This window comes from Ensifer sp. GW823-FHT05D09, from assembly GCF_058795755.1.
In genome coordinates this window covers 715,824-731,798 of the sequence record NZ_JBXAIA010000003.1, presented here as the reverse complement: position 1 = coordinate 731,798, position 15,975 = coordinate 715,824, and the positions used below count along the sequence as shown (strand labels likewise).

Annotated in this window: 16 protein-coding genes; all 16 read left to right on the top strand. The window is 61.8% G+C overall.

Translation table 11 applies throughout. The features are described from left to right. Window positions 1–6 precede the first annotated feature (6 nt). Complete coding sequence (locus AC1Q80_RS13880; protein ID WP_173423881.1) at window positions 7–285, top strand: sarcosine oxidase subunit delta; 279 nt, start codon at window positions 7–9, stop codon at window positions 283–285. Further along, window positions 282–3,239 (top strand): sarcosine oxidase subunit alpha family protein, encoded by a 2,958-nt coding sequence (locus AC1Q80_RS13875; protein ID WP_492360752.1) that lies wholly within the window; start codon window positions 282–284, stop codon window positions 3,237–3,239. Before AC1Q80_RS13880 ends, AC1Q80_RS13875 begins: the two co-directional genes overlap by 4 nt. A 10-nt stretch (window positions 3,240–3,249) precedes the next feature. After that, window positions 3,250–3,804 (top strand): sarcosine oxidase subunit gamma, encoded by a 555-nt coding sequence (locus AC1Q80_RS13870; RefSeq protein WP_492360751.1) that lies wholly within the window; start codon window positions 3,250–3,252, stop codon window positions 3,802–3,804. A 343-nt stretch (window positions 3,805–4,147) separates the two neighbouring features. Continuing rightward, window positions 4,148–6,574 (top strand): GcvT family protein, encoded by a 2,427-nt coding sequence (locus AC1Q80_RS13865; RefSeq protein ID WP_492360750.1) that lies wholly within the window; start codon window positions 4,148–4,150, stop codon window positions 6,572–6,574. A 291-nt stretch (window positions 6,575–6,865) separates the two neighbouring features. After that, window positions 6,866–7,768, top strand: coding sequence for a branched-chain amino acid ABC transporter permease (locus AC1Q80_RS13860; RefSeq protein WP_492360749.1), 903 nt, complete (start codon window positions 6,866–6,868; stop codon window positions 7,766–7,768). Window positions 7,769–7,772: 4 nt separating this feature from the next. After that, window positions 7,773–9,158 carry a high-affinity branched-chain amino acid ABC transporter permease LivM gene (livM, locus tag AC1Q80_RS13855; RefSeq protein ID WP_492360748.1) on the top strand — a complete coding sequence of 462 codons (1,386 nt, stop codon included), beginning with the start codon at window positions 7,773–7,775 and terminating at the stop codon, window positions 9,156–9,158. Beyond that, on the top strand, window positions 9,158–10,045 hold the full coding sequence (locus AC1Q80_RS13850) for an ABC transporter ATP-binding protein (protein ID WP_209791085.1): 888 nt from the start codon (window positions 9,158–9,160) through the stop codon (window positions 10,043–10,045). The genes livM and AC1Q80_RS13850 overlap by 1 nt, the downstream gene beginning before the upstream one ends. Then, on the top strand, window positions 10,042–10,767 hold the full coding sequence (locus tag AC1Q80_RS13845; RefSeq protein WP_173423888.1) for an ABC transporter ATP-binding protein: 726 nt from the start codon (window positions 10,042–10,044) through the stop codon (window positions 10,765–10,767). Before AC1Q80_RS13850 ends, AC1Q80_RS13845 begins: the two co-directional genes overlap by 4 nt. Window positions 10,768–10,791: 24 nt before the next feature. Continuing rightward, complete coding sequence (locus AC1Q80_RS13840; protein ID WP_173423889.1) at window positions 10,792–11,136, top strand: DUF6867 family protein; 345 nt, start codon at window positions 10,792–10,794, stop codon at window positions 11,134–11,136. 115 nt (window positions 11,137–11,251) lie between these two features. Beyond that, window positions 11,252–12,370, top strand: a complete 1,119-nt coding sequence (locus tag AC1Q80_RS13835; protein WP_025428142.1) for a branched-chain amino acid ABC transporter substrate-binding protein — start codon at window positions 11,252–11,254, stop codon at window positions 12,368–12,370. 335 nt (window positions 12,371–12,705) lie between these two features. Then, window positions 12,706–13,680, top strand: coding sequence for a 2-hydroxyacid dehydrogenase (locus tag AC1Q80_RS13830; protein WP_492360747.1), 975 nt, complete (start codon window positions 12,706–12,708; stop codon window positions 13,678–13,680). A 117-nt stretch (window positions 13,681–13,797) separates the two neighbouring features. Beyond that, entirely contained in the window at window positions 13,798–14,631 is an 834-nt protein-coding gene (locus AC1Q80_RS13825) for an urease accessory protein UreD (RefSeq protein ID WP_492360804.1), read from the top strand. A 25-nt stretch (window positions 14,632–14,656) separates the two neighbouring features. Beyond that, on the top strand, window positions 14,657–14,959 hold the full coding sequence (locus tag AC1Q80_RS13820) for an urease subunit gamma (RefSeq protein ID WP_025428139.1): 303 nt from the start codon (window positions 14,657–14,659) through the stop codon (window positions 14,957–14,959). Window positions 14,960–14,971: 12 nt separating this feature from the next. After that, window positions 14,972–15,226, top strand: a complete 255-nt coding sequence (locus tag AC1Q80_RS13815; RefSeq protein ID WP_173423892.1) for a DUF1272 domain-containing protein — start codon at window positions 14,972–14,974, stop codon at window positions 15,224–15,226. A gap of 18 nt (window positions 15,227–15,244) precedes the next feature. Beyond that, window positions 15,245–15,550, top strand: coding sequence for an urease subunit beta (locus AC1Q80_RS13810; protein ID WP_492360746.1), 306 nt, complete (start codon window positions 15,245–15,247; stop codon window positions 15,548–15,550). An 8-nt stretch (window positions 15,551–15,558) separates the two neighbouring features. After that, a complete protein-coding gene (locus AC1Q80_RS13805) occupies window positions 15,559–15,972 on the top strand; it encodes a lysozyme inhibitor LprI family protein (RefSeq protein ID WP_173423894.1) in 414 nt (137 codons plus the stop codon). Window positions 15,973–15,975 lie beyond the last annotated feature (3 nt).

The following is a 15,975-nucleotide window of genomic DNA, read 5'->3' as shown; positions in this document are numbered from 1 at the left end:
AAGACAATGGCAAGCCTGATCACCTGTCCCCATTGCGGGGTCCGCCCGAAGGAAGAGTTCGCAATCCGCGGCGACGCGTCGCTCGTTCGACCGGCGCCCTCGGCATCGGATGAAGCCTGGCATGACTATGTCTATGTCCGCGCCAATCCCCGGGGCCGGACGGTCGAGCATTGGCATCACGTTGCCGGCTGTCGCCGTTTCCTTGTTGTCGAGCGCGATACCGTCACCCACGAGGTCTATTCGGTTGTCGATGGTGCTGCCGCGGCGCGGGAGGCACAGCGATGACCGCCTATCGCCTGTCCTCCGGCGGCCTTGTCGATCGCAGCAAGGTCTTGAGCTTCACCTTCGACGGACGGCCGCTGCGCGGATTTGCCGGCGATACGCTTGCCTCCGCACTCCTTGCCAACGACCAGCTGCTGGTCGGCCGCAGCTTCAAGTACCACCGGCCGCGCGGCATCGTCAGCGCCGGGCCGTCGGAACCGAATGCGCTCGTGACCCTCGGTTCGGGCGCCCGCAGTGATCCGAACACCAAGGCGACGGTCGCCGAGCTTTATGCCGGTCTGACGGCGAAGAGCCAGAACCGCTGGCCCTCGCTCGGTTTCGATGTCGGCGCGGTCAACGGCCTGCTTTCGCCGTTTCTTGGCGCCGGCTTCTACTACAAGACCTTCATGTGGCCGAAGCAGCTCTGGGAAAAGCTTTATGAGCCGGTGATCCGGCGCGCTGCCGGTCTCGGGCGGGCCGTGATCGAACGCGACCCGGAGAGCTACGAAAAGTCCTGGGCCTTTTGCGATCTGCTCGTCGTCGGCGGCGGCCCGGCCGGTCTGATGGCTGCCCTGACCGCCGGCCGCGCCGGTCTTCGCGTCATCCTTGCCGACGAGGATTTTCGTCTGGGCGGATCGCTGTTGTCGGAAACGGAAACGGTTGACGGTTCGCCCGCATCGGCCTTTGCCGAGCGGGTCGTCGCCGAATTGCAGTCTCTCGACAACGTCACGCTCCTGTCGCGAACGACTGTCTTCGGCTGGTATGACGACAATGTCTTCGGTGCCGTCGAGCGGGTGCAGAAACATGTCGCCGACCCCTCGGCCAAGCTGCCCACCGAACGCGTCTGGCGCATTGCGGCCAAACGCGCCTTGCTCGCCACCGGCGCCGAAGAGCGTCCGCTGGTGTTCGGAGGCAACGACCGTCCCGGCGTCATGATGGCCGGCGCCGTTTCGACTTACGCCGAGCGCTATGGCGTTTCCGCCGGCAAATCGGTGGCGATCTTCACCAGCGGCAGCAGCGGTTATCGCACAGCGCGTGGCCTGTCGGCAAAAGGAGTGGCAGTCTCGGCGATCGTCGACAGCCGTGCGGATGCGAGCGACGCGGCGCCCGATGGCGTGCGGGTAATACGTTCCGGCGCGATCGTCGACACCAAAGGCCGGCAGCGGTTGTCCGGCATCGTCGTCGAGCGCTCCGGTTTCGAGGAACTGATTGCCTGCGATGCGCTCGGCATGTCCGGTGGCTGGAGCCCGGTCGTTCACCTCGCTTGCCAGCGCGGTGCCCGGCCGGTGTGGGCGGAGGAGCTGAAGGCATTCTCAGCACCGGATGTCGGCAACGGCCTTCGTATCGTCGGATCCGCCAATGGTGTCTATACGCTTTCCGGCTGCCTGCGCGACGGCGTCGAGAAGGCGACGGCGATTGCCACCGAGTTGGGCTTCAACGCCGCCGCAGCGCCGCTACCGGTGACGGAGACCGAGGGAGAGCCTTCCTTCGCTGCCCTTTGGTATGTGCCCGGCGCCAGGTCGAAAGCCTTCGTCGATTTCCAGAACGATGTGCATGCCAGGGATCTCGGCCTCGCGCTGCGCGAAGGTTTTGGCCATGTGGAGCATGCCAAGCGCTACACAACCAGCGGCATGGCGACCGACCAGGGCAAGCTTTCCAACATCAATGCGGTCGGCATTCTCGCCGGTATGCGCGGTGTGAGCCCGGCCGAGGTCGGCACGACGACGTTCCGGCCGTTCTATACGCCGGTCTCCTTCGGCGCTCTTGCGGGCACATCCCGTGACGGCCATGCGACACCAACCCGCAAATCGCCCCTGCATGAATGGGCGAGGAAGAATGGCGCGACCTTCGTCGATTCCGGCCTGTGGTTCCGCTCGGCCTGGTTCCCGCGCGCCGGCGAAAAGACCTGGCGGGAAAGCGTCGACCGGGAGGTGCTCAATGTGCGCGCCAATGTCGGGCTCTGCGATGTGTCGACGCTCGGCAAGATCGAAGTTTTCGGGGCGGATGCGGCGGAGTTTCTCAACCGGCTCTACTGCAATCCCATGCTCAAGCTGCCGGTTGGCAAGGCCCGCTACGGACTTATGCTGCGCGAGGACGGCTTCGTCTTCGACGACGGCACCGTGAGCCGACTGGCGGAAGACCATTTCTTCGTGACGACGACCACCGCCATGGCCGGCGCCGTCATGTCCCATATGGACTATTGCGCGCAGGTGCTGTGGCCCGATCTCAAGGTCCGGTTCTGCTCGGTGAGCGATCAATGGGCGCAGATGGCGATTGCCGGACCGAAGGCGCGTGACGTGCTGCAGCAACTGATCGACGAGGACATCTCGGAAGCGGTTTTCCCGTTCTTGGCGGCGCGTTCAATGGTGCTTCGCGGCGGCATCAATGCCCGGTTGTTCCGCATCTCGTTTTCCGGCGAACTCGCCTTCGAGCTGGCCGTTCCCGCCGGTTATGGCGAGGCGGTGGCCGAGCAGATCATGGAGGCGGGGCGGGCGCATGATATCTGCGCCTACGGCGTCGAGGCGCTGAACGTTCTTCGGCTCGAAAAAGGACTTCTGACCCATGCGGAATTCGACGGCCGGGTGACGCCCGACGATGCCGGGCTCGGGCGCATGTTTTCCGCGCAGAAACACGATTTCATCGGCAAGCACCTGTCGGCGCGCTACGGCCTGACAGCAGCAGACCGCATGCAGCTTGTCGGTCTGAAGCCTGTCGATAAAGACAAGGACATGCGTGCCGGCGCTCATCTTCTCAAGGAAGGCATGAAGCCGTCGACGCTCAACGATCAGGGCTGGGTCAGCTCCGCCGGCTACTCGCCGGTGCTGGGGCAGCACATCGCGCTTGCCTTCCTCAAGTCCGGGCGCGAGCGCTACGGCGAAAAGATCGTCGTCTGGGACAAATTGCGCGATCACGAGGTCGTCGCCGAGGTCTGCGATCCGGTGTTCGTCGATCCCGAAAACAAGAAGCTGAAAGCCTGAGGAGGCGCTGATGGTTCGCGATTACAACAACCGCCACGCGCTCGACCAGAAGCTGCGCGGTGCACCGAAGCCCGCGCATGCGGATCACCTCGAAGTCGGCCATTGGCAGGCGATTGCTACGGTGCTCGCCCATGTCGGGCTGGACGCGGCGGTGGAGCGGGCGCTTTCGTCGACGCCTGACCTGTCGCTGCGTTATTGCGGGCCGGGCGAGTGGCTGGTGGTGTCCGGCGTCGACACGCCTGTCGGGCTCATGCGCCGTCTCGACATGCTGTGCGGCACGCAGGCGCATGTGGTCGACCACAGCGACGGCCGCGTTCTCATGCGCCTTTCCGGGCCGTCGGCGCGGCAGATCCTTGCCAAGGGCATTGGCGTTGATCTTCACCCTGCGGCCTTCGTGCTCGGCGGCAGCACCAACGTGCTGTGTGGCCATATTGCCATCAACCTGGCGCGCACCGGTGAGGATGTCTTCGAGCTGATCGTTTCGCGCAGCTTTGCCGAATCGTTGTTCGAGGACCTGATGACGATGGGTCGTCCGTTCGATCTTTCGGCTGCTTTCTCCGAATAGCGCCCAGGACCGAAGTTCGATTCGGTTTTCGGTCCTGGGCACCGCGTTTTAGATCTGCGAGCGACCTTTGCACGTCCGGACGGACGTGCGGCGCTCTAAAAACAAATGCGGCATCGTATGCCGCATTTGGGTCGCCGATCCGCCAGCGGATGGCGGAAACGGACAAGCGTCCTTCGCAGCCACGTCTTTATCGCAGCCGTCTTTCTGACTAGGCTTCTGCGTGTTCGCCACTTGCCGTTCCAGTACAGGAGCGGACCTCGGCGGACGGCAGTCGTGCCTGATCCTTTTCCCTTGAAAACTGAGCCGCGTACCACCCGGATGCGCGGGAAAGCGGAGTGCGCGCATGAAAAGCCATGCCAGAGTCGTCGTCATCGGTGGCGGCGTTGTCGGTTGCTCGATCCTCTATCACCTGACGAAGTTCGGCTGGACCGATGTGGTGCTCCTGGAGCGGTCGGAGCTGACCTCCGGCTCGACCTGGCACGCGGCCGGCGGCATGCACACGATCAACGGCGACCCCAACGTCGCCAAGCTGCAGAAATACACCGTCGAGCTCTACAAGGAGATCGAGGACTATTCCGGTCAGGATATCGGGCTGCACATGACCTCGGGCATGATGCTGGCTGCGACCAAGGAGCGTTTCGACTGGATGAAGTCGATCCTCGCCAAGGGCCGTTACATGGGGCTCGAAGCCGAGCTGCTGACGCCGAAGGAAGCGCATGACCTGATGCCGCTGCTCGACCCCGATCAGTTCGTCGGCGCGGTGTTCGACCCGGTCGAGGGCCATCTCGATCCCTATGGCACCACCCATGCCTATGCCAAGTCGGCCAAGAAGAATGGCGCCGAGATCCACCTGCACACCAAGGTCGAGGATCTGGTGCAGCGCGAGGACGGCTCCTGGCGCGTCATCACCAATCAGGGCGAGATCATCGCCGAGCATGTGGTCAATGCCGCCGGTCTCTGGGCGCGCGAGGTCGGGCGCATGGTCGGGCTGGAGCTGCCGGTGCTGGCGATGGAACACATGTACCTCATCACCGAGGACATGCCCGAAGTCATCGAGTTCAACCAGACGCGCGGCAAGGAGCTGATGCACTGCGTCGATTTCGATGGCGAGATCTATCTGCGTCAGGAACGTCAGGGCATGCTGATGGGCACCTATGAGAAAGCCTGCCGCCCGTGGTCGCCGGTAACGACGCCCTGGGATTTCGGCCATGAACTTCTCGCCGAAGATATCGACCGCATTTCGCCGGAGCTTGAAGTCGGTTTCCGGCATTTCCCGGCCTTCAACAAGGCCGGCATCAAGAAGGTCATCAACGGCCCCTTCACCTTTTCGCCGGACGGAAACCCACTGGTCGGGCCGGTTAGGGGCTTGCGCAATTTCTGGTCGGCCTGCGCCGTCATGGCTGGCTTCAGCCAGGGCGGAGGCGTCGGACTGGCGCTTGCCAACTGGATCATCGAAGGCGATCCGGGCTTCGATGTCTTCGCCATGGACGTGGCGCGCTACGGCGATTTCGCCACGCTTGCCTATACCAACGCCAAGGTTCGCGAGAACTATTCGCGGCGTTTCTCGATCCGCTATCCCAACGAGGAATTGCCGGCCGGCAGGCCGCTGTTGACGACGCCGATTTACGACAGGCTGAAGGCGGCCGGTGCCGTGTTCGGCGCGTCCTATGGCCTGGAGACGCCGCTCTGGTTTGCGCCCGCCGGTGTCGAGGATCACTTCTCCTGGCGCCGCTCGACCGATTTCGCCACCGTCGGCGATGAAGCCCGCGCGGTGCGCACCTCAGTCGGGCTGATGGAAACCTCCGGTTTTGCCAAATACGAGATCAAGGGGGTGGGGGCGCAAGCCTGGCTCGACCGGATGCTCGCCTGCCGTATCCCGGCGAAAGGCCGGATGTCGCTGGCGCCGATGCTGAAGGATGACGGCAAGCTGATCGGCGACTTCACGCTTGCCAGGCTTGGCGAGCAGGAGTTCCTCCTTATCGGCTCCGGCATCGCCGAGGATTACCATATGCGCTGGTTCGAGGCGCATCTACCGGACGATGGCTCGGTCTCGATCCGCCCGCTGAAGCTCGAATTGGTCGGTCTGTCGATCGCCGGGCCGAAGGCGCGGGACGTGCTGGCGGCGCTGACCCATCTCGACGTCGGTGATTCGGCCTTTGCCTTTATGGACATTCGCCGGATGGATCTCGGCATGGCGCCTGTTATCGTCGGCCGCGTCAGCTATACTGGCGATCTCGGCTACGAGATCTGGATGAAGCCGGAATATCAGCGCTACCTGTTCGATCTGATTCTGGAAAAGGGGGCTGCATCCGGCATCCGGCTGTTTGGCCTTCGTGCCCTGAACGCGCTTCGGGTCGAAAAATCGTTCGGCAGCTGGTCGCGCGAATATCGGCCGCTCTACGGTCCGCTGGAGGCCGGGCTCGATCGGTTCGTGGCGCTCGGCAAACCCACGGATTTCATCGGAAAGGCGGCGGCAATCGCCGAGAAGGCCGAAGGCGGGCGGCTTCGTTTGCGCACCTTCCTGATTGAGACACGTGATGCCGATGTCATCGGCGACGAACCGATCTACTTCGACGGCGCCGTGCGTGGCTGGGTGACATCGGGCGGCTATGCGCATGCCAGCGGCGTGTCGGTGGCGCTCGGCTACGTGCCCAAGGAGATCGCCGATGAGCAGGGGGGCTGGGCGATCGAACTGCTCGGCGAGATCCTGCCGGCGCGGCTGCAACCCTACCCATTGTTCGACGCAAATGGTCAACGCATGCGTGCCTGAGGAGGTCGGATCGGCAAGCTGGTCTTGTTGCTTGCCGATTCATCCACAGCCGGGACTGCACGAGGTTTTAGACTAAAGTTGACTATTGCGCAGGCGAGACGTGCATTTTTTTTGTTTTTTTTGACTTCAAAAGCGTCAAATCGATTTTATCGGCGAAGATTTTGCCGGTCCCACGTTTTTTAGCTTTTCTTTTCGTTTGAAAGAGGTATGGAATCGATCAAACAGAACGCTCAACAATGAGCTCAAAAAACAAGAGACCGGACCTTATGGATCTGGTCCAGGGGAAGATTGATGGAGTATTTCGTCCAGCAGCTCGTCAACGGGCTGACTCTTGGGTCTATTTATGGTATGATCGCAATTGGTTATACCATGGTCTACGGCATCATTGGCATGATCAACTTCGCCCACGGCGATATCTTCATGCTCGGCGGTTTCGCCGCTTTGATTGTCTTTCTGCTTCTCACAACATTCATGGCCGGCATACCGGTTGTACTTGCCCTGCTGCTGATGATGGTCGTCGGCATGCTGACGGCAGCGCTCTGGAACTGGACCATCGAGCGGGTGGCCTACCGGCCGCTGCGCGGATCGTTCCGCCTGGCGCCGCTGATCACGGCAATCGGCATGTCGATCGCACTGTCGAACTTCATCCAGGTGACGCAGGGTCCGCGCAACAAGCCGATCCCGCCGCTGGTGTCCTCGGTCTACGAGGTTCTCGGCATCACGATTTCGCTGAAGCAGATCATCATCATCATCATCACGGCGATCCTCTTGTCCGTGTTTTGGTACATCGTCAACAAGACGCCGCTCGGGCGGGCCCAGCGGGCGACCGAACAGGACCGCAAGATGGCGGCATTGCTCGGCGTCGACGTCGATCGTACCATCTCGGTGACCTTCATCATGGGCGCGGCACTCGCTGCTGTCGCCGGCACCATGTACTTGATGTATTATGGTGTGGTCGTCTTTACCGACGGATTTGTTCCAGGGGTCAAGGCCTTTACTGCGGCAGTTCTTGGCGGCATCGGCTCCTTGCCGGGCGCTGTTCTCGGCGGACTGCTGATCGGCCTCATCGAGTCCCTCTGGTCCGCTTATTTCACCATCGACTACAAGGATGTTGCGACGTTCTCCATTCTCGCAATCGTCCTGATCTTCAAGCCGTCTGGCATACTCGGACGACCGGAAGTCGAGAAGGTATAATTCAATGGCAAACATTGCTTCTACATCTGCAAGCGCCGGCAGTGAGCTGACGGCGCGGGCCCTGCGCGAGGCTGTCTTCGCGGGCCTGATCTCTCTCGGCCTCTTCGTGCTGTTCGTCGGTCTGAAAACCGACCAGAACATTCGCAACGAACTGGTGCTGAACCAGCGCTGGGGACTGCTTGCGATCTTCGTGATCGTCGCGGCCGTCGGCCGGTTCCTGATGGTCGCCTATATCCAGCCCGCCATGGCGCGCCGCAAGGCGGCCAAGGCAGAGGCCGAGGACGTCGTCAAGGAAGAGACCTTCTTCAAGCGGAACTTCTCGAAGATCGCCATTGCAGCGCTCATTCTCTATCCGCCGGTCATCGTTGCACTTGTCGGTGTTCAGGGTTCGCTGAAATGGGTCGATAACTTCGGTGTTCAGATCCTGATCTACGTGATGCTCGCCTGGGGCCTCAACATCGTCGTCGGTCTCGCTGGCCTGCTCGACCTTGGCTATGTCGCTTTCTACGCGGTCGGCGCCTATTCCTACGCGCTGCTGTCCACCTATTTCGGGCTTTCCTTCTGGATCCTGCTGCCGGTCGCCGGTATCCTTGCCGCCTTCTGGGGCATGATCCTCGGCTTCCCGGTCTTGAGGCTGAGGGGTGATTATCTCGCGATCGTCACGCTCGCCTTCGGGGAAATCATCCGGCTTGTGCTCATAAACTGGACCGAGGTGACCAAGGGGACGTTCGGCGTCTCCGGTATCGCCAAGGCAACGCTGTTCGGCATCAAGTTCGACGCATCCAAGGACGGTTTTGCGGCGTTGATGGGGCTTCCCATGTCGTCGGCCTATTACAAGATCTTCCTGTTCTACCTGATCCTGGCGCTCGCGCTTCTGACTGCCTATGTCACCATTCGCCTTCGCCGCATGCCGATCGGTCGCGCCTGGGAGGCGCTGCGCGAAGACGAGATTGCCTGCCGCTCGCTCGGCATCAACACGGTCACAACCAAGCTGACGGCTTTTGCCACGGGCGCCATGTTTGGCGGCATTGCCGGCTCGTTCTTCGCCGTGCGCCAGGGCTTCGTTTCGCCGGAATCCTTCGTCTTCCTCGAATCCGCCGTTATCCTGGCGATCGTGGTTCTCGGCGGCATGGGTTCGCTGACCGGCATCGCCATTGCCGCAGTGGCGATGATCGGCGGCACGGAAATCCTGCGCGAACTTTCCTTCCTGAAGGCGGTCTTCGGGCCGGACTTCACGCCTGAACTCTACCGCATGCTGATCTTCGGTCTGGCGATGGTCGTCGTCATGGTCTGGAAACCGCGGGGCTTCGTCGGCTCGCGTGAACCGACGGCGTTCCTGCGCGAACGCAAGGCGATCTCCGGCAGCTTTACCAAGGAAGGGCATGGCTGATGGCCCTCGAGACAACGACAATGAAAAAAGACCCCATTCTCTCGGTTGAGCACCTGTCGATGCGCTTCGGCGGTCTCATGGCCATCAACGACTTCTCCTTCGAAGCCTATCGCGGTGACATCACCGCGCTGATCGGCCCGAACGGAGCCGGCAAGACCACGGTGTTCAACTGCATCACCGGCTTCTACAAGCCGACGATGGGCATGATCACCATGAAGCAGAAGTCCGGTAAGGAATATTTGCTGGAGCGCCTGCCGGATTTCGAGATCACCAAGCATGCCAAGGTCGCACGCACGTTCCAGAACATCCGGATGTTCTCCGGTCTGACGGTGCTCGAAAACCTGCTGGTTGCGCAGCACAACAAGCTGATGCAGGCATCCGGTTATACCTTCCTCGGGCTGCTCGGCTTTCCCGCCTACAAGCAGGCCTCGAAGGAATCGATCGAGCTTGCGCGCCATTGGCTGGAAAAGGCATCGCTGGTCGATCGCGCCGATGATCCGGCCGGCGATCTGCCCTATGGCGCTCAACGACGGCTCGAAATCGCCCGTGCCATGTGCACCGGGCCTGAGCTTCTGTGCCTCGACGAGCCGGCCGCCGGCCTCAACCCGCGTGAATCCTTGGCGCTCAATGAGCTACTGCGGGGCATTCGCGCCGAAACCGGCACGTCGATCCTGCTGATCGAGCACGACATGTCGGTGGTCATGGAGATTTCCGACCACGTGGTCGTTTTGGAATACGGCCAGAAGATTTCCGACGGCAACCCGGATTTCGTGAAGAACGATCCGCGGGTCATTGCGGCCTATCTGGGTGTCGAGGATGAAGAGGTTGAAGAGGTGATCGAGCAAATCGAGGAAATCGAAGGCGGACAGGGAGGCTCCAAGAAATGAGTGCGCCTCTCCTGCAAGTAAAGGCCGTCGAAACCTACTACGGCAATATCCGGGCGCTGAGCGGCGTCGATGTCGAAGTGCACCGCGGTGAAATCGTCTGCCTGATCGGCGCCAACGGCGCCGGCAAATCGACCTTGATGATGACGATCTGCGGCAGCCCGCAGGCCCGCACCGGCGCGGTCATCTTCGAAGGCGAGGACATTACCCGCATGCCGACGCACGAGATCGCACGTCTGCGCATCGCGCAGTCGCCGGAAGGTCGTCGTATCTTCCCGCGGATGACCGTGTTCGAAAACCTGCAGATGGGCGCAAGCCTCGACAATCTCAAGCACTTCAGCCAGGACGTCGAGAAAGTGTTCACGCTGTTCCCGCGGCTGAAGGAGCGTCAGGCTCAACGCGGCGGCACGCTGTCCGGCGGCGAGCAGCAAATGTTGTCGATCGCCCGCGCGCTGATGGCGCGTCCGAAACTCCTGTTGCTGGACGAACCCTCGCTCGGCCTGGCACCGCTGATCGTCAAGGGCATCTTCGAAGCCATCAAGAAGCTGAACAAGGAAGAGGGGCTCACCGTGTTCCTCGTCGAGCAGAATGCGTTCGGCGCCTTGAAGCTTTCCGACCGCGGTTACGTGATGGTCAACGGCCGCGTGACGATGAGCGGCTCGGGCAAGGAACTGCTCGCCAATCCGGAAGTCCGCGCGGCCTATCTTGAAGGCGGCCGCCACTGATGCGCCGCATCTGGAGTTTGTGACATGCAGGGTATTCTCTACGAAGAAGTGTCGATCTGGCAGTTTCTTTTCATCACCTGTGTTCTGGGCGGCTGGACCGCGTGGAGGACGGGAAAGAGTGTCGCCGAGGGCTGGGAGGAGCTTCCGCGCCTCTTTGTCTACGTGGCGCTTTTGGGGCTTGGTATTCGGTTTGTGCACCACGCCCTCTTCGAAGGCACGATGTTCAGTCTGCATTACTATATCGTAGACACGGTCGTACTTTTGTTGTTTGCTACCGTAGGTTTCCGGTACTACCGGACCAAGCAAATGACCAATAACTACTATTGGCTCTATGAGAAGGCTTCGCCTTTCTCCTGGAAAGCCAAATAAAGGGAACAGCGCGCGCCGGCCGCCGCGGCCGGTGCGAAAGAAATACCGGCGCGAATTACGGTGGGCATTGCGCAGGTTGGTAACGAGACCCGCTCGGATAATTGGGAGTAACAAAATGAAAAAGTCTCTTCTGTCGGCCGTTGCCCTGTCGGCGATGGTCGCTTTCAGCGGCACCGCATGGGCTGATATTCTCGTTGGCGTTGCTGGCCCGCTGACGGGCCCGAACGCTGCCTTCGGCGCACAGCTGCAGAAAGGTGCCGAACAGGCTGCTGCAGACATCAATGCTGCCGGTGGCATCAATGGGGAACAGATCAAGGTTGTGCTCGGCGACGACGTTTCCGACGCCAAGCAGGGCGTGTCGGTCGCCAACAAGTTCGTTGCTGACGGCGTGAAGTTCGTTGTCGGCCACTTCAACTCGGGCGTGTCCATCCCGGCTTCCGAAGTCTATGCCGAAAACGGCATCCTGCAGGTAACGCCGGCTTCCACCAACCCGCAGTTCACCGAACGCGGCCTCTGGAACACCTTCCGCACCTGCGGTCGTGACGACCAGCAGGGTGCCGTTGCCGGCGCCTTCCTTGCTGCCAACCACAAGGACGCCAAGATCGCCGTCATTCACGACAAGACCCCTTATGGTCAGGGCCTTGCCGATGAAACCAAGAAGTCGATGAACGAAGCCGGCCTCAATGAAGCCCTCTATGAAGGCATCAACACCGGCGACAAGGACTTCTCGGCCCTTATCGCCAAGATGAAGGAAGCCGGCGTCTCGATCGTCTACTACGGCGGTCTGCACACCGAAGCCGGCCTGATCATGCGCCAGATGAAGGACCAGGGCCTCAAGGCTACCCTGATGTCGGGCGACGGTATCGTTTCGAACGAACTGGCTTCCATCGCCGGCGACGCCGTTGACGGCACGCTGATGACGTTTGCTCCGGATCCGCGCAAGAACCCGGCTGCCAAGGAACTCGTCGAAAAGTTCCGCGCTGCCGGCTTTGAGCCGGAAGCCTACACGCTCTACGCCTACGCTGCTCTGCAGGTTGTGGCTGAAGCTGCCAAGGCTGGCGGCACCACCGATCCGCAGGCCGTTGCCGAAGCGATCAAGGCCAAGGGCCCGTTCAAGACCGCCATCGGCGAACTCGGCTATGACGAAAAGGGCGACATCACCCGTCCGGACTACGTCATGTACACCTGGAAGAAGGGTGAAGACGGCAAGTACAGCTACTTCGAAAACGAGTAAATCTCGCTTCGAGGTTCGTTGAACCACGTCAGAACTTCGAAAGCCCGGCGAGCGATCGCCGGGCTTTTCGCGTCTGGACGAGTGTCTCGGCGGATGTGGTGACGCTTCGACAACGTGCTCTACGCGAGCAGGGGCTCGCGCAACGCGGCTTTCGCTCCGCAAAATCGCGCCGCGATCTTTCAGATTCGCTTGGCGCGCTTTAAGTTCTTGTTTTTGCGCATGTCGTTATCGCAAAACCGCGGCACACTTTTGCGCGACATGCGCCAGCGCAAGGCTGTCCCTCGCTGCCATTTCGTGCACTATCGCCGAACGATTCTGTTTTCAGAGGTTGCCCCATGAGTTCCAAGCCGCGCATTCTCGTCACCCGCAGATGGCCGCATGCGGTCGAGCGCGCGTTGGCCGAGCGGTTCGATGTCTTGCTGAACGAGAACGATGCACCGATGTCGGCGGATCAGCTGGCGCAGGCGCTACGCGATTTTGATGCCGTGCTGCCGACGGTTTCCGACCGCCTGCCGGCAAGCCTGTTTGACGGTGGCGGCATCAGGGCAGGGATCCTCGGCAACTACGGCGTCGGTTACAACCACATCGACGTCGCCGCCGCCAAGGCCGCCGGTATCGTTGTTACCAACACGCCCGGCGTTCTGACCGATTGCACCGCCGACATCGCCATGACGTTGCTGCTGACCGTTGCGCGACGGGCGGGCGAGGGCGAGCGCCAGATCAGGGCGGGCGAATGGGCCGGCTGGCGGCCGACGCACATGATCGGAGCCAAAGTGACCGGCAAGACGCTCGGCATCATCGGTTTCGGCCGCATCGGCAAGGCGATGGCGAAACGCTGTCATTTTGGCTTCGACATGGAGGTGGTGTTCTACAACCGCTCGCGCGTCGATGCGGCGGAAGCCGCGCGCTACGGCGCGCGCCAGCTCGATACCGTCGACGAGGTGCTTGAGGTCGCCGACTTCGTTTCGCTGCATTGCCCGGGTGGCGGCGAGAACCGGCATCTCATCAATGCTGAGCGTCTGGCGAAGATGAAAAAGGCAGCCTATCTCGTCAACACCGCGCGCGGCGACGTGGTTGATGAGCCGGCACTGATCGAGGCGTTGACGAACGGCGTGATCAGGGGCGCCGGCCTCGACGTCTTCGAGGCCGAACCAAACGTACCGGCCGGGTTAAGGGCGCTCGAGAACGTCGTCCTGCTGCCGCATCTGGGCAGTGCGACCGAGGAAACGCGCGTTGCCATGGGCATGAAGGTGGTCGACAACATCACTGCCTTCTTCGACGGGCGCGAGCCGCCGGACAGGGTCGCCTGAGAGGGTGGCTGTTTGATGAGCACCCGCTGCTCATAAAGCGACCACGCTGCTGATTTTCTTTGCAAAACAACAGCTTGACTTGGCGCCTCAGGATACCGACGATGTCGTACGATGAATATGAGCAATGCGGCAAGCATCGCCCCGCAGCGGGCATTCGGAAAGGGACGGCTGGTCGCGAAAGCGGCCGTCGGGCGCACGCGTATTGCCGAGCTTTACCAGGAGGGCTGCGCCAAGATCCGGCTGCCGAAAACCTTCGACAGTTCCATGGAAGCCGTACTGATCAATTCGTCGGGTGGGCTCACCGGCGGCGACCGCATGGACTGGGAGATCGAAGCCGGTCCCGCGACCGAGCTGACCGTCACCACGCAGGCCTGCGAGAAGATCTATAAGGCAAGTGCCGGCACGGTCGAGGTCGCGACACGCATCAAGGTGGCGGCCGGAGCGCGGGTCGACTGGCTGCCGCAGGAAACGATCCTGTTCGATCGGGCGTCGCTGACGCGCTCGCTCGACGTCGAGCTTGACGGCGACGCGACATTGCTGGCCGTCGAGGCCGTGCTTCTCGGCCGCAAGGCCATGGGTGAGGTGATGCAGGCGGGCCTCTTTCGCGACCGCTGGCGCATTCGCGTCGATGACAGGTTGCTGCACGCGGAAAACCTGACCTTTGCCGACGATATCGCCGCCCTTGTCGCCCGGACTGCCATCCTTCGTGGTCGCGTGGCGTTTGCGACGCTGTTTTACACCGGACCCGATTGCGAGATGCTGCTTCCGCAGCTGCGCACGCTCATCGACACTGAGGCGGGTGGAGGTGTCAGCCACATCCAGATCGCCGGCCGCGACAAGCTGGTCGGGCGCTTTGCGGCAGCCGACGGCTTCTCGCTCAGAAAAACCCTCATTCCGGTCATTTCGCACTTGCGCAAGCAGAAGACAGTGCCGAAAGTCTGGGTCCTCTAATCCGCAATCAAACCGGTGGCGACGCATGAATCTTACCCCGCGCGAAAAGGACAAGCTGTTGATTTCCATGGCCGCGATGGTTGCCCGTCGTCGCCTGGAGCGCGGCGTCAAGCTCAACCATCCAGAAGCGATCGCACTGATCACCGACTTCGTCGTCGAAGGCGCGCGTGACGGCCGATCGGTCGCGGAATTGATGGAGGCGGGCGCCCATGTGATTACCCGGGCGCAGGTGATGGAAGGCATTGCCGAAATGATCCACGACATCCAGGTGGAGGCGACCTTCCCTGACGGCACCAAGCTCGTCACCGTGCACGAACCGATCCGCTGAGGAGGCTGGAAGATGCTGGCACTGCGCCCGAATTGCGAATGCTGCGACAAGGATCTGCCGCCCGACAGCCGCGAAGCGATGATCTGCACCTTCGAGTGCACCTTCTGCGCCGATTGCGTCGAAGGCAAGCTCGGCGGATCCTGCCCGAACTGCGGCGGCGAGTTTACCCGTCGCCCGGTGCGACCCGCCGCGCTGCTTGTGAAATATCCGGCATCGACCGAACGGGTGCTGAAGCCGCAAGGCTGCGCCGACGCCGACGCGGCTTGAGAGGGGAGTGAGCAAGACATGATCCCAGGGGAATTCATTGCCGCAAGCGGCGAAATCGAACTCAACCACGGGCTGGAGACGGTCACCATCGAGGTTTCCAACACCGGCGACCGGCCGGTGCAGGTCGGCAGCCACTACCATTTTGCCGAAACCAATGCCGGGCTCGATTTCGACCGCAGCGCTGCCCGTGGCAAGCGGCTCGACATTCCCGCCGGCACCGCTGTGCGTTTCGAGCCGGGGCAGAAACGGCAGGTCACGCTCATTCCGCTTTCGGGCAAGCGCGAGGTTTTCGGATTCCGCCAGCAGGTCATGGGAAAGCTATAGAGATGAAGATGCGAACGATGCTTGTTGCCGGCGCCTTGCTGCTGGGCGCCATGCCTGCCCTGGCGCAGGAGGATGTCGATTGCGGCAATGCGACGACGCAGGCTGATATGAACATCTGCGCCAACGAGGAGTATGAGGCGGCCGATACCGAACTCAATACCGTCTACAAGCAGACCGTCGCGGCCATGCGCGCCAAGGACGCGGAGCTTGGCGACATCAGCGCCGACTATGTCGGTGCGGAGGAGGCGTTGAAAAAGGCGCAACGCGCCTGGATTGGCTATCGGGACGGCCAGTGCGAGCTTGCAGGCTTCGAGGCGAGGGGCGGATCGATGGAGCCGATGCTGGTGTCCGGCTGCCTGGCCCAACTGACCACGGCGCGCACCGAAGAACTCAAAGCTTTGCTCGAGCCCACGGAAAACTAGCTC

Coding starts and splice junctions, on each gene's coding strand:
- AC1Q80_RS13810 (WP_492360746.1), top strand. CDS start 15,245: ATGATCCCAGGGGAATTCATTGCCGCAAGCGGCGAAATCGAACTCAAC.
- AC1Q80_RS13870 (WP_492360751.1), top strand. CDS start 3,250: ATGGTTCGCGATTACAACAACCGCCACGCGCTCGACCAGAAGCTGCGC.
- AC1Q80_RS13860 (WP_492360749.1), top strand. CDS start 6,866: ATGGAGTATTTCGTCCAGCAGCTCGTCAACGGGCTGACTCTTGGGTCT.
- AC1Q80_RS13805 (WP_173423894.1), top strand. CDS start 15,559: ATGCGAACGATGCTTGTTGCCGGCGCCTTGCTGCTGGGCGCCATGCCT.
- AC1Q80_RS13845 (WP_173423888.1), top strand. CDS start 10,042: ATGAGTGCGCCTCTCCTGCAAGTAAAGGCCGTCGAAACCTACTACGGC.
- AC1Q80_RS13830 (WP_492360747.1), top strand. CDS start 12,706: ATGAGTTCCAAGCCGCGCATTCTCGTCACCCGCAGATGGCCGCATGCG.
- AC1Q80_RS13825 (WP_492360804.1), top strand. CDS start 13,798: ATGAGCAATGCGGCAAGCATCGCCCCGCAGCGGGCATTCGGAAAGGGA.
- livM (WP_492360748.1), top strand. CDS start 7,773: ATGGCAAACATTGCTTCTACATCTGCAAGCGCCGGCAGTGAGCTGACG.
- AC1Q80_RS13840 (WP_173423889.1), top strand. CDS start 10,792: ATGCAGGGTATTCTCTACGAAGAAGTGTCGATCTGGCAGTTTCTTTTC.
- AC1Q80_RS13865 (WP_492360750.1), top strand. CDS start 4,148: ATGAAAAGCCATGCCAGAGTCGTCGTCATCGGTGGCGGCGTTGTCGGT.
- AC1Q80_RS13850 (WP_209791085.1), top strand. CDS start 9,158: ATGGCCCTCGAGACAACGACAATGAAAAAAGACCCCATTCTCTCGGTT.
- AC1Q80_RS13835 (WP_025428142.1), top strand. CDS start 11,252: ATGAAAAAGTCTCTTCTGTCGGCCGTTGCCCTGTCGGCGATGGTCGCT.
- AC1Q80_RS13815 (WP_173423892.1), top strand. CDS start 14,972: ATGCTGGCACTGCGCCCGAATTGCGAATGCTGCGACAAGGATCTGCCG.
- AC1Q80_RS13875 (WP_492360752.1), top strand. CDS start 282: ATGACCGCCTATCGCCTGTCCTCCGGCGGCCTTGTCGATCGCAGCAAG.
- AC1Q80_RS13880 (WP_173423881.1), top strand. CDS start 7: ATGGCAAGCCTGATCACCTGTCCCCATTGCGGGGTCCGCCCGAAGGAA.
- AC1Q80_RS13820 (WP_025428139.1), top strand. CDS start 14,657: ATGAATCTTACCCCGCGCGAAAAGGACAAGCTGTTGATTTCCATGGCC.